This window comes from Arthrobacter sp. NPDC058192 (assembly GCF_042883665.1).
Taxonomy (GTDB): Bacteria; Actinomycetota; Actinomycetes; order Actinomycetales; family Micrococcaceae; genus Arthrobacter.
Genome location: NZ_JBHVVJ010000006.1, coordinates 1 through 12,296 on the forward strand (window position 1 = coordinate 1; position 12,296 = coordinate 12,296).

Consider the following 12,296-nt stretch of genomic DNA (forward strand, 5'->3'; position numbering starts at 1 on the left):
CGGCGCCTGGACCTACAAACACTCATCCCCAACCGGGGACCTTGCCTGGCGTTCACCCCTGGGCCGGGAATACCACACCGAAGCAGCCCCATTCGCTGAACCCCGCCACCCGCCCCAGCAGCCAGAACCCCCGCCCTTCTAGCCTGGCCCCTCGCCCCCTCCAGGGCCTGGGCCAGCGGCTGGAGATCAACGTCACGGGCACGGGGCCGCGGGCCGGAAGCATCGTGTTCGCCGAGCACTTCACCGGCTACGCGGGGTGTAGGGTGACGTCGTGCCCACGAGGAAGGTGACTGTCCAGATCGGCCGGATTTGCCTCGCGACCGTCAGCCTGGCCATCCTCGTGGTGCTCGGGCTCGTGCTGCCTGTATGCGCCTTCTTTCCGCCGCGCCGTAGCCCAGCCGGCCCATAGGTTCTGGCCCGCCGAGCGGGCCCTTCTCCCCTTGCCACAGCCGCCGGGGTGTGGATGCAATGGACTGAGGCTCCGTTTGTCAGCAGGAGGCATCCCATGGACGTTTCGGTCATTCTGGCGCTCGGCGCGATCGTTGTGGTCGCCGTCGTGATCGCTATGACACGCCAGCAGGATCCGCAGCGGCGGGCCACGGTCCTGACCCGCACCGGGGCGGCGATCATGGCCGTGTTCACGGTGCTCGCGGGAATCGTCATCATCGCCTACGCCATGCAGGATCCCGGCGGAAATGCCGGACTGCTGATCACCCTCGTGTGGCTGGTACCGACGCTTATCCTGGCGGCCGCCGCCTGGTTCTGGCCGGCGCCCACCGCTCCCCTGCTGCTCGCCCTTGCTTCTGCATTCATCGCGGCGTGCCTGTGGCTCGCCTTCGACCCGGCCGCCCTGCGCAGCTTCGTCGGCGACAACGGACCCATCATCGCCGTCAGCGTCGTCGCGCTGGCGTTCCCGGCGGCGGTGCTGGGCCTGAAACGCACCGCGCTGGCCGGCTGGCTGCTCGTGGCCCTGGGCGTGCTGCCGCTGCTGATCACCCTCATCGCAAGGTCCGGCCCGGTCGCCACGCTCATCGCGGCCAGCCTGGTCCCCTTGATCACCGGGATCAGCTACCTGGCTTCGGCGAGAATGGTGACCGGAGGCGCGGCCACCGGGGACCACCACGCGGCGGCCACCTAGAACCGGCCTTCATCTGCCGCGTAACGCGAATCGGACCACCGCTGAACGGCAGGTAGCATCGGGCCATGAGCGCCGAAGACGACGACATGACCGAAGAACTCCTGGCCGACGCCGGAAAACTCACCGGGCTGAGCCTGGAACTGCTGGGCCTCGACCCGCACCCGGACGACATGACGGCCGAGCAGCGGCTCCAGTTTGATCCGGAAGACCTGGCCGAGATGGCCGCCGTCTCCCCTGTTGACCGCCAGAGGGCCGTGCGCCAGGCCCGCCTGCTGGCCGGACTCCTGTGGAACTCGTCCAGCATCCTCATCGACCAGCTGTTCCGCGACCTGGGAGCGCTCAGCAGCCTGGCGGTCATCACACCGGCCGACATCGCCGGGACCTCCGTTCTGTCATCGCTCCCGCCACAGTTTGCCGCCAGCTATGACGCAAAGTTCACCCAGAAGTTCATCGTCGTCGCGGCTGATGTGACCGCCTCGCTCGCCCGCGGCTGGACCGCACCCGGCTGCCTTGCCGGCGAGCTCGCCGTCCGTTGCCTGCTCGATCAGGCCGAAATCACCGAGGACATCTACGAGCTGGACCTGCCGGAGGACTGGCGTGCCGACGTCGCGGAGGTTCTTCTCGAGGACGCTGACAGTGACGCGCTGTACCCCGACGACGAGGACGACGGCGCCGCAGGCTCCGGGAGCACCGACGACGCCGGCCAGCTTGGTTTCGAGCGGTGGTTCACCCCGTTCGCGCCCGGCGCCGCGGTTCCGCCCTATGCCTGCTCCTGAGCCTCGTTCCTGCGCCTGGCACCTCTACGCGTGGCCGGGGGCCTGGTTGGGCGTGCCGGCCAGCCGCGCCAGGTAGTCCTCGGTGAAGCGCCGGACGCCATCCCATTCGGTGTAGACGTAGTCCCGGGTGGTGTCCGTGTCCGGGGAGCCCTTGTCGCTGACGATCTTCTTCATCAGGTGCTTCTTGATGAACCCGTAGTGGGTGTAGAGCAGCGCGCCGGCGAACAACCCGACATGCGCGGGCCGCCACCCGGTGTCTTCCTCGAACTTCGTCACATAGCCCTCCGCGGTCTCCTCGTCTCCGTGGGCTGCCATGCTGACCGAAACCAAGGCAGAGGGCAACCGCTCGAGCTCGCCGCGGTTCTTCTTCACGAAGCCCGTGACATGCCCCTCGTGTTTGCCCAGGTGAACCGAAGCCGCCACGATCACCCCGTCGAAGCCGTCCGGGAGGACGTCCCCTGCGTGCTTGAGGTCCGCCGTCTCCGCCTGGTGCCCGTGCGCCTTGATCACCCCGCCGATGTAGTCGGCAATCTGTGCTGTCTGTCCTTCAACGGTCCCGTACGGAACATAGATGTTGGCCATGATCCAGTGTGGAAGCGCTGCGGGCCCGGGTCGTAGGGTCTAACGCCCCGGCGGGTGGCGACGTTCGGGACGCTGAATGCGAAGAGTCCCTGACCGCGATCCCGGCCAGGGATTCTCGCTTTCGAGAGTGTTCCTAGTAAAAGTGCTCCTAGTAACCGGTGGGCTGGTCGTACCGCTGACCGGCCGGATTGGACGGCAGGATCGTCATCACCAACAGCGCGAGGCCGCCGAGGATCGGCACCAGGACCAGCAGGATCAGCCAGGCACTCAGGTTCACATCATGCAGGCGCCGGGCCAGGAGGGCCAGGGACGGAACGATCGTCCCTAGCCCCCATATGACAGCAAGGATCATCCCGATGACGGCGCCAGGTCCTGTCACGGCGGCTCCAGACGCACTCGTCGTCGTACCCGTGCTCGTGATGATGTTGATGATGATGCTCACGATGAGGGACACCAGAGCCCACCACCAGTACTCACTGCGGCTGGCACGGCCGGAGAAGGTGGCGTACTTTTTGAAGAATCGCTGGACGGCCTGCTTGATGGTGGCCCCGTAAAGCGGCGCCCAAAGCGGCGGCTCCCCGGTCTGGGGCGGCAATGCGTTTGGCTGCTGCGGATAGCTCATGTAGTCCCCTTTAACGAGTGCGGATAACGAGACTCATCCTAGGGCCGCCGGCGCCCGGAAATGCCCGCCGGGCGGCAAGAATTTACACCGCGTTCATTCGTGCCGGTGGACGTTCTCAGCCAGCTGTCCCGGCCCGGGAATACCACCGGACCCGCACGCGCTGCAACAGTGCTGCGGATGGCGACTTCGATGTCCGTTCCGTCCAGGACGACAAAGTAGAACACTACTGGGATGCAAAACTTGAACCAGGACAATGCTCAACTATGAGAAGTGGCTGGAATTTCAACGACGCTTCTGAACCTGCCTTTAAAGTCCGCATTGATGGACTCGGTGGAAATAGCGTCACTTTTTCACACAAGTAGCAGCTAGGACGCTTCATCGAAGGGATGTTACAAATGCATCCTCACGGGTGCACCTGACTTGGCTCAGCTTAGTGGTCTTCACGAGCCCGCTGATCGACCAGCCGCTTGCTGCTTCCAGCCAGCGTGAGACGGCGAGGGCGGCGAACACGATCGTCAGGTGCGCCTCGATCGAGTGGCGGGTGTGTGGAAGATCGGTCTGGCCAACAGGATCGGACTTGGACATGCGGAAGGACTTCTCGGCCTCGAATAGCCGGTGGTAGGCGGCGATCACCTCCTCCTTCGGTAGATCGGTGAGGTTGGTGACGTAGCCCTTGATCCCCGCAAGGTCGCGTGCTTTGGCCTCCAGTTCACGGTTCACGCTCTTTGTCGCGGCGCCGGGCTTGACGAACCGGTTGCGTTTCACCGATGCCTTCCGGACTCCTCCCGCGCGATCCGCGCCTACCTGCGCGCCCGCGGCATCCATTGCGTCGTCCCCGAGAAGGAGGACCAGAAAGCCAACCGCAAACGCAAGCGATCCACCGGTGGCCGGCCCGTCACCTATGACCGGGACGCCTACAAGCGACGCAACGTCGTCGAACGCAGCTTCAATACCCTCAAGAACTGGCGTTCCCTGGCCACCCAGCACGACAAACTCGCCCCTCACGTACCGCTCGGCCGCAGTCCTCCACGCGGTCTTGATTTGGAGCGCCGCATTAGGAGACACGCTCTAGGCAGACGCCCGGGAGAGGACCACCCCAGGATCCTGGAGAGGTAGGACGACGGCGCGGCGGGAGCTGCGCCGGTTAGGAAAAATCGGCGCGCATCTTGTGGATGGTGCGGTTGAGGTCGGCACCGCCGGAACACCAGTTCTCGAGTCCGCTCAGGACCACTTGTCCTTCCGCAGAGACGACAGCAACCACGAAGGGCAGGTCATCCCACCAGCCGAACACCGGGGAGCCGGATTGGCCTTTCATCGCGTCCGCCGAGGTGGTCATGGCCCGGCCGGAGCCAAGGTCGAATTCGTCCTCGTCGAGGGACTGGTCCCGCTGGAAGGTCGGAAACAGTCCGGTCCCGATATCCGTCGGGTAGCCAATGGTCCACCACACATGGTCATCATCCCAGGAGCTGTTGTACTGCTTGCAGCCCATGAACCCAAATCGGTCACCGAGCCGCTGGTCCAGGATCAGGACTGCATAGTCCTCATCCAATGTGCCATAGGAAACCGAGGTGATGTGGGTGAATGCAAAAGCGTGGGTGTCGAAAGCTGTCGCGGCAACCGTGCCGCCATGCCGGTGCACCTCAATACGTTCGGCGTCGGAGGTGCTCCAGTCAACGACATGGCTGGCCGTCAGGACGTGCCGGGGACCGATGAGCACTCCCGAGCCGACCGCTCCCCGGGCCGTCACAATCCGGCAGACGCATCCCCACGGAAAGGAGGTGTCGTTATAGATGGTCCGGCTCTCCGGCTGCCAAATGGTGAGCGGGGTGAGATCCGAGCCCCGATGGCGGATCCGAGGCGGCTCGGGCCGCCCCGACCGGTTCGGAACAAACGCCGAGGCGACCCAGGGCGGCCGGTACGCTTCCACGTCCCGCACCCGCTCAGACGAAATATCGGTGCGCAGGTCGGTACGGTCGAGGACCTGGATGGCCTTCGCCGGCAGGTGGCCGTCAGTGAGCGCGCTCAGCTCGGGCGGCAGCTCTTCGGTAGCGTCCTGGCGCCTCCGGCGGCGCAGTTCCTGCCATGTCATTGGCGCAGTGCTCATCGCGACGGCCTCATCGGGGATTTCCTGGTCCAGACTCATGCTGCTCTCCCGTGACGTGGATCGGTTCAACGCACCCAGGACACCAGCTGGTGCCTGTACCCCACAGGCTGGCACTCTGCCGTTACCCAGCCGTTACAGGCTGAACTGCGGCTCAGCGGCTGTCACGTTCGTGCCCCATTCCCGAGGCCGGAAAACAAAAACCGCAGATCAGGCAGCCCTCGTCGTCGGCAGGCCCGGGACATGAGCCAAGTCAGGTTACAAATCCATCCTCACGGGTGCATCAACCTGCATCTCCCCTGGATGATTAAGTCCTATTGGGTTCAGTGGTCGTAGGCCGTCAGGGAGCGTTTTCGGGGTTCGTTGGTTTTCCAGTTGTGCCCATGAACCTGATGAGCTCGACACTGCTATTGGAAGACACGGGTGTCCCGTTCGATGAGCTGCAGGCGGAGCAGATCGCCATCTTCCGCAAGGCATGGGCCGACGCCGGCCATGTCCGGACCCCGCGCGTGTCGGTCAGCCGCACCAAACCAGCTGGGCGTGGACTATAACGCCAATCTGCTCGAGAGCATCCTCAAACACGTGGCCCCCGCTGCTGGTTGGCGCTGAGTCCGTTTTTCCTCCCCGAGGTCCGGGACGGCCGTAGTTCCTGCTGCCCAAAGAATGGAAAGTATGCTTACGATGTATTGGACAACACCGATTCGACAGCACTCGGTTTACAGCACGCTTGGAAGGATGAACCAATGACTGACAATGGCAACAAAGGCGAAGGCTTTGTGGTTCCGAACCCGTCGAAGCTCCGCGAGGACATTCCCGGCGATGCGGGCGATGAGGCCAACGCCATCCGCTTCAGCGAAGAGCAGGCCCTGATTGAAGAACAGTCCCACGGGATCCGGCCGGAGCGCTACGACGTTCCCGCCGGCGGGCCGACGATGGCCGAAGGACGCGGGAACATGGATCTGCCGCCGGAGGACGCTGAAGGATCACGCGCTGGTGACAGCAGCGACGACGGCCTGCACGGCGGCGCCGAACAGTAAGGTCCGTTTAACCTCCCGGTTCGAACACCGCGGTGCCCAGCATCAGGATGCCGCGCTGGGGTATCCAGAAATCCCCCAGCCTGTCCTGGACCGGCAGGGCAGTCGGCTTTCCCAGATCGTGCCCCTGCAGCGCGGCCCGGCTGCCGGCGACGAGCCACATGCGGCGCGGGCGGACGTCGAAACGCTGGCCGTTGGGCACGTGGCCCGTCAGCCTGAGCCGGCCCGCACCCAGGAGCGGGCCGGCGGCGGCACCCATGGCCTTCAAGAAACGGCGGCTGTGCCAGAGCCGGGGCGGTACAGCCCCGGACACCGCCGACATGAACCTGCTGACCGGCGTGGTGCGCAGCGTGAGCTCCCAGCGCAGCACTGCGCCGCCGTCGACGTCGACCGTGAAGGTGTGATCGCCGCTCCACGCCAGGGAGATGCGGGAGGTCGACGCCGATTCGAGGGCGGCGCCGAAGTACCGGGGGCAGGAGAGCCCGGGGTCCACGGTGCCGTACATCGACCAGGCACCGGCGGGGTCTCGGATCCAGACCGAGGTGTACCCCGGCCCGATCGAGGACGCCGCGAAGCGCCGCAAGGCCAGGACGTGGCCCGAACTGAACGGAACGCCGGTGACGCCGTACCCGGTAAAGCGTTCCTCGTTCCCGGCAACGCCCTCGCCGGCGGCGCCATCGGCGGAAGAGCGTTCGGCCGCCCGCTCGGCGGCCTCAATCACGGCCCGGGGACTCTGCATGGCATCAGCCTCCGGATTGCGGCGGGCCCGGACTGTGATTACATGTGCACGTGCAGCCGGCGCGCCGCTTCCGAGATGGAACCGCTCAGCGACGGGTACACGGTGAAGGTGCTGGCGACGTCGTCCACGTGCAGCTTCTGGGTGACGGCAATCGAGATCGCGAAGATGAGTTCGGAGGCGTTCGGGCCCACCACGACGCCGCCGATCACCGTGCCCGAGCCCTTGCGGGCGAAGATCTTGACGAAACCGTCGCGGTGGTTGCGCATCTTGGCGCGGGCGTTGCTGCGCAGGGACAGCTTGACCACATCACCCTGATACTTGCCGGAGTCGATCTCCGCCTCGGACACGCCCACCGAGGCGATTTCCGGTGACGTGAAGATGTTGGACGCAACCTGGTGCAGCTTGATCGGCATGACAGCGTCGCCCAGGAAGTGCGCCACGGCAATCCGGCCCTGCATCGCGGCGACGGAGGCCAGCGCGAGGACACCGGTGCAGTCACCCGCGGCGTAGACGTTCGGCGCCGTGGTGCGCGAGACGCCGTCGACCTTGATGTGGCCGCTCTCGGTGACCGCGACGCCGGCTTCCTCCAGGCCGATTCCGGCCGTGTTGGGGATCGAACCGACACAGACGAGGCAGTGGCTGCCGGTCACCTTCGAACCGTCGCCAAGGGTGACCACGACGCCGTCCTCCGTGCGTTCCACGGTCTCGGCCCGGGCGCGGGAGAGCACCTTCAGGCCGCGGCGTTCGAAGACGCCTTCAAGGACCTCGGCGGCGTCCGTGTCCGAGCCCGGCAGGACGCGGTCGCGGCTGGAGATCAGGGTGACCTTGGAACCCAGGCCGTTGTAGGCCGAGGCGAATTCCGCGCCGGTGACACCGGAGCCCACCACGATCAGTTCCTCGGGGAGTTCGTCCATGTTGTAGATCTGGGCCCAGTTGAGGATGCGTTCGCCGTCCGGCCGCGCGGTGGGCAGCTCCCGCGGGTGGGCGCCGACGGCGAGCAGGATGGTGTCCGCTTCCACGATTTCGGTGCCGTCGGCGGTGAGAACCTGGATGGTGTGGTTGTCCAGCAGCTTGCCGGAACCGAGCAAGATGCGCACGTTCTGGTGCTCGAGCCCGGCCTGGATGTCTTCGGACTGCTTCCGTGCCAGGTTCAGCAGGCGGTCGTTGATGTGCTTGAGGTCCGCCCGCATCGCGGGGGCAAAGTCGCCGCCGTCGACGTCGAACTTGACGCCCAGCTCCCCCGCCTCGCCGACTCGGGTCATCAGGTCCGCCGTCGCGATCAGGGTTTTGGACGGCACGACGTCGGTCAGCACCGCGGAGCCGCCCAGACCGGCGCGCTCGATGATGGTGACTTGCGCCCCCAGCGAGGCGGCGACCATGGCGGCTTCGTAGCCACCGGGCCCTCCGCCAAGAATTGCGATACGGGGCGAGCTGAAATCGGGATGCGTAGTCACAATCACCCATTCTCCACCATCCCCACCGAGCCACCAATAATCCGGTCCCCGGGGGCGCTCCCGGCCGCCGCCGGCGGTGCTGGGCAGCGGGGGCGGCACACGGTAGCTTGTACCGGTGAGCACAACAGAATTCCTGAACACGGATCCCTTCGAGGCGGCCCGCGCTGCCGCCGACTACATTGCCGCAGAGACAGGCGTGGAGTCCCACGACGTTGCACTGGTCCTCGGTTCGGGCTGGGGTGACGCCGCCGAACTGATCGGCGAGACCACCGCCACCCTGTCCGCAGCCGAAATCCCGGGCTTTTCCGCACCGTCAGTGGTGGGCCACGTGGGCACCATCCGCTCGGTCCTGACCAGGGAAGGCAAGCGCGCCCTGGTCCTCGGCGCCCGGACGCACTACTACGAGGGCAAGGGCGTCCGCGCCGTGGTGCACGGGGTGCGGACCGCCGCGGCAGCCGGCTGCAAGACCCTGGTGCTGACCAACGGCTGCGGCGGCCTCAACGAGGACTGGACGCCCGGCACGCCGGTGCTGATCAGCGACCACATCAACCTCACCGCCACCTCACCGCTGGAAGGCGCCACGTTCGTGGACCTGACCGACCTGTACTCCTCCCGCATCCGCGGCCTGGCCCGCGAGGTGGACCCCTCGCTGGAGGAGGGCGTCTACGCCCAGTTCACGGGACCGCACTACGAAACGCCCGCCGAGGTCCAGTACGCCAAGCGGATCGGCGCGTCCCTGGTGGGCATGTCCACAGCGCTTGAGGCCATCGCGGGCCGGCACGCCGGCATGGAGGTCTTTGGCATCTCGCTCGTTACCAACCTTGCGGCCGGAATCAGCCCGGTGCCGCTCAGCCACGGGGAAGTGCTGGAGGCCGGGCAAGCCGCGGGACCGCGTATTTCCAAGCTGCTCGCGGAGATCATCGCCAAACTCTGATCCAGGGCCGGCACGCAGCTAGTCCGCCGCCAGGTAGTCCAGGACCTTCGCTTTGTCCTCCGGGAACCGGCGCTCCATCGAATCCGCGAGCCCGGCGATGCTCTGGCGGGCGAGGGCCTGGCGCCAGGCGAGTTCGGCCTGGCGCATCGTCTGGGAAATGAGGCACGCCCGGGCGAAGTTCTCCTGCCGGGCCGGTTCCGGGACATTCCCCAGGATCGCTGCACACCGGAAGGCCGGGTCCGTGCCCTCCAGGGCCAAGACGATGTCCAGGACGGAGATGTTTTCCGGCCTGCGGCCCAGAAGGAAGCCGCCGCGCGGACCCGAGACCGAGTCCAGCACCCCGGCCCGGACCAGCGGCTGGAACTGCTTGTTGAGGTAGGCGGCGGGGAGCTTGTAGTACTCCGCGAGGCGTGCACTATTCACCGGCTCCCCCGGCGGCGTCCACGACATGTTGACACAACTGTGAACGGCCCATTCCACCCCGCGGCCCATCTTCATATTTCAGACACTACGTATCCGGAAATTTGGGTGTCAAGGGGCCTGTGACGAGTCAACTGAAACCCGACTCCCGATTGCCGGCGCGGGAATCGCCCGCGATTGGCGATAGTTTGGTTCCTATGACGTCTTCTGATGCCGAACTCGCCCGACTCCTGAGCGACGCCCGCGACTGGGCAGACCAGGACCCGGACCCCGCCACTGCCACCGCCTTGATCGAGCTGATCCGCCTGACAGAGGCGGGCGTCCCGGCGGCCCGCCAGGAACTGGCCGACAGCTTCAGCGGCACCCTGCAGTTCGGCACCGCGGGGCTCCGGGCAGCCCTGGGCCCGGGTCCCAACCGGATGAACCGCTTAGTGGTGCGCCGCGCCGCCGCCGGGTTCACCGCCTTCCTGACCAACGCCGTCGCGCAGACCTCCCCCGGGGCCCGGCCACGCGCCGTCGTGGGCTTCGACGCCCGCTACAACTCCGACATCTTCGCCGAGGAAACGGCAGCAGTCCTCACCGCCGCCGGAGTTGAAACCTTCCTGATGCCGGCCGCGCTGCCCACCCCGCTGCTCGCCTACGCGGTGCGCGCGCTGGAGTGCGACGGCGGCGTCATGGTCACCGCCAGCCACAACCCGCCTCAGGACAACGGCTACAAGGTGTACCTTGGCCGCCATGCCGTCGAGGAGAGCGGCCGCGGCGCCCAGATCGTGGCACCGTACGATGCCCTGATCGCGGCGAAGATCGACGCCGTCGACGCCGTGGAGTCCGTCGCCCTGGCCGCGGACGGGTGGACCGTATTGGAGTCCTCCATCACCACCGACTACGAGGCCGCCGTCACCGCGTTGGCGGCACCGGAGCACTTCCCGGCCCGCGACCTGAAAATCGTGTTGACCCCCATGCACGGTGTGGGCGGCGCGACGGCCGCCGCCGTGCTGAACGCGGCCGGCTTCGCCGACGTCACCCTCGTCGCGGAGCAGGCGCAGCCGGACCCGGACTTCCCCACCGTAAACTTCCCCAATCCCGAGGAGCCCGGCGCCTTGGACCTGGCCCTGGAAACGGCCGCCCGCGTCGACGCCGACATCGTCATTGCCAACGACCCCGACGCCGACCGGGCAGCCGTCGCGGCAAAAGACCCGGCCACCGGGGCCTGGCGCATGCTGCGTGGCGACGAGGTCGGTGCCCTGCTGGGCGCGCACGTCGTGGCCCGGCAGGCAGCCGGCGGCAGCGACGCGTCAGAGGGCGTGTTCGCCAACTCGATCGTGTCCTCACGGCTGCTGGCGCGGATCGCGGCCGCGGCGGGCTATGCGCATGAGGAAACCCTGACCGGCTTCAAATGGATCGCCCGGGTGCCCGGACTCGTGTACGGCTATGAGGAGGCGCTGGGCTACTGCGTTGCCCCGTCGCTGGTGCGGGACAAGGACGGGATCGCCGCGGCGGTCCTGATCGCCGAACTCGCGGCGGCGGCCAAGGCCGCGGGTAAGACCATATTTGACACCCTCGACGAGCTCTACCTTGTGCACGGGTTGCATGCGAGCGACCAGCTCAGCATCCGTGTGGCGGATCTGGGCCTGCTGGATGCCATGATGAACCGGCTGCGGGTCAGCCCGCCGGAATCTTTCGGCGGTTCCGCCGTCGAGACGGTCACGGACCTCGCCGAGGGCAGCGAGAACCTGCCGCCCACCGAGGGGCTGCTGTATGTGGCGAAGGACCTCAGCCGCGTCATCATCCGGCCCAGCGGCACCGAGCCGAAGCTTAAGTGCTACCTGGAGGTCATCCGCAGCGTCGGCTCGGCCGCGGAACTGCCGGCGGCCCGGGCCGAGGCCCGCGCCGCCCTGGACAGCGTCCTCGCGGACGTCCGAGAGGCCCTGGGCCTGTAGCGGGGTTCCCTTACAGCTCGACCTCGATGTAGCCGTCCACGACTCGGGTGGCGAACGTGGCGAGCCGGAGCCCTGGTGCCGTGAGGCATTCACCGGTGGCGAGGTCGTAGACCTCCTTGTGCAGCGGGGAGGCGATGGTCGGGCGCGCACCGCTGGAACCGGTGATGCCGCGCGCCATGACGTGGGCACCGGTGGCCGGATCTTCCTGGGCGACGGCGAAAACCTCACCGGCCAGGGTCCTGAACAGGGCGACCTGCCGGCCGGCAATCAGCGCGGCCTCGCCCCACCCGGGTTCCAGGTCCGCAACGGCGCACACGCCGTGCCAGCCGGCCACGACGTCGCCTTCTCCCTGGAACGCGCGTCCAACAAGTTCAAGTACTGCGGTCATTTTGGCCCCTCTCAACGTACCCGTTCCTCCGGGCAGGACCGCTGGCGCGGCCACCTCTCCAAGCTAGGGCTGCGGTGTAACAACCGGGTGCAGTCAATGTGTCCGGCGCGTAAAAGAGAGTTCACGTGATCGGAAATCCATTCGTGATGCAGAAGTTAAGATCACGAA

The 12,296-nt window shown here is 66.7% G+C and carries 14 protein-coding genes and 1 pseudogene; 7 read left to right on the plus strand and 8 right to left on the minus strand.

The genetic code is table 11. The features are described from left to right. Positions 1-505 precede the first annotated feature (505 nt). Positions 506-1,138 (plus strand): hypothetical protein, encoded by a 633-nt coding sequence (locus tag ACFVVK_RS07725; RefSeq protein ID WP_390265634.1) that lies wholly within the window; start codon positions 506-508, stop codon positions 1,136-1,138. A gap of 65 nt (positions 1,139-1,203) precedes the next feature. Beyond that, a complete protein-coding gene (locus ACFVVK_RS07730; protein ID WP_390265636.1) occupies positions 1,204-1,914 on the plus strand; it encodes a hypothetical protein in 711 nt (236 codons plus the stop codon). Between the two features lie 24 nt (positions 1,915-1,938). On the opposite strand, the gene ACFVVK_RS07735 is transcribed toward ACFVVK_RS07730, so the two are convergent. The 3 genes from ACFVVK_RS07735 to ACFVVK_RS07745 all read right to left on the minus strand — a co-directional run bounded on the left by ACFVVK_RS07735 (position 1,939) and on the right by ACFVVK_RS07745 (position 3,883). Continuing rightward, a complete protein-coding gene (locus ACFVVK_RS07735; protein WP_390265638.1) occupies positions 1,939-2,496 on the minus strand; it encodes a flavodoxin domain-containing protein in 558 nt (185 codons plus the stop codon). 148 nt (positions 2,497-2,644) lie between these two features. Beyond that, a complete protein-coding gene (locus ACFVVK_RS07740) occupies positions 2,645-3,118 on the minus strand; it encodes a DUF805 domain-containing protein (protein WP_390265639.1) in 474 nt (157 codons plus the stop codon). Positions 3,119-3,493: 375 nt separating this feature from the next. Beyond that, entirely contained in the window at positions 3,494-3,883 is a 390-nt protein-coding gene (locus tag ACFVVK_RS07745) for a hypothetical protein (RefSeq protein WP_390265641.1), read from the minus strand. Positions 3,884-3,910: 27 nt separating this feature from the next. Here ACFVVK_RS07745 and ACFVVK_RS07750 point away from each other — a divergent pair, with 27 nt between their 5' ends. Further along, complete coding sequence (locus tag ACFVVK_RS07750; protein ID WP_390265982.1) at positions 3,911-4,234, plus strand: hypothetical protein; 324 nt, start codon at positions 3,911-3,913, stop codon at positions 4,232-4,234. 28 nt (positions 4,235-4,262) lie between these two features. Here the strand turns inward: ACFVVK_RS07750 and ACFVVK_RS07755 are convergent, their stop codons facing one another. After that, positions 4,263-5,261 carry a trypsin-like serine peptidase gene (locus tag ACFVVK_RS07755; protein WP_390265643.1) on the minus strand — a complete coding sequence of 333 codons (999 nt, stop codon included), beginning with the start codon at positions 5,259-5,261 and terminating at the stop codon, positions 4,263-4,265. Positions 5,262-5,602: 341 nt separating this feature from the next. On the opposite strand from ACFVVK_RS07755, the pseudogene ACFVVK_RS07760 reads away from it, so the two are divergent. Both ACFVVK_RS07760 and ACFVVK_RS07765 read left to right on the plus strand, forming a co-directional pair. After that, positions 5,603-5,828 (plus strand): annotated as a pseudogene (locus ACFVVK_RS07760) (hypothetical protein); the annotation flags it as partial. Between the two features lie 134 nt (positions 5,829-5,962). Further along, entirely contained in the window at positions 5,963-6,256 is a 294-nt protein-coding gene (locus tag ACFVVK_RS07765; RefSeq protein WP_390265645.1) for a hypothetical protein, read from the plus strand. 7 nt (positions 6,257-6,263) lie between these two features. Here the strand turns inward: ACFVVK_RS07765 and ACFVVK_RS07770 are convergent, their stop codons facing one another. Both ACFVVK_RS07770 and ACFVVK_RS07775 read right to left on the minus strand, forming a co-directional pair. Beyond that, positions 6,264-6,992 carry a hypothetical protein gene (locus ACFVVK_RS07770; RefSeq protein ID WP_390265647.1) on the minus strand — a complete coding sequence of 243 codons (729 nt, stop codon included), beginning with the start codon at positions 6,990-6,992 and terminating at the stop codon, positions 6,264-6,266. A 38-nt stretch (positions 6,993-7,030) separates the two neighbouring features. Continuing rightward, positions 7,031-8,446 carry an NAD(P)H-quinone dehydrogenase gene (locus ACFVVK_RS07775; RefSeq protein ID WP_390265649.1) on the minus strand — a complete coding sequence of 472 codons (1,416 nt, stop codon included), beginning with the start codon at positions 8,444-8,446 and terminating at the stop codon, positions 7,031-7,033. Between the two features lie 115 nt (positions 8,447-8,561). On the opposite strand from ACFVVK_RS07775, the gene ACFVVK_RS07780 reads away from it, so the two are divergent. Further along, complete coding sequence (locus ACFVVK_RS07780) at positions 8,562-9,380, plus strand: purine-nucleoside phosphorylase (RefSeq protein WP_390265651.1); 819 nt, start codon at positions 8,562-8,564, stop codon at positions 9,378-9,380. 18 nt (positions 9,381-9,398) lie between these two features. Here the strand turns inward: ACFVVK_RS07780 and ACFVVK_RS07785 are convergent, their stop codons facing one another. Beyond that, positions 9,399-9,878, minus strand: a complete 480-nt coding sequence (locus tag ACFVVK_RS07785; RefSeq protein WP_390265653.1) for an RrF2 family transcriptional regulator — start codon at positions 9,876-9,878, stop codon at positions 9,399-9,401. Between the two features lie 119 nt (positions 9,879-9,997). On the opposite strand from ACFVVK_RS07785, the gene ACFVVK_RS07790 reads away from it, so the two are divergent. After that, positions 9,998-11,740, plus strand: a complete 1,743-nt coding sequence (locus ACFVVK_RS07790) for a phospho-sugar mutase (RefSeq protein WP_390265655.1) — start codon at positions 9,998-10,000, stop codon at positions 11,738-11,740. A 10-nt stretch (positions 11,741-11,750) separates the two neighbouring features. On the opposite strand, the gene nirD is transcribed toward ACFVVK_RS07790, so the two are convergent. After that, complete coding sequence (gene nirD, locus ACFVVK_RS07795) at positions 11,751-12,128, minus strand: nitrite reductase small subunit NirD (RefSeq protein ID WP_390265657.1); 378 nt, start codon at positions 12,126-12,128, stop codon at positions 11,751-11,753. Between the last annotated feature and the right edge of the window lie 168 nt (positions 12,129-12,296).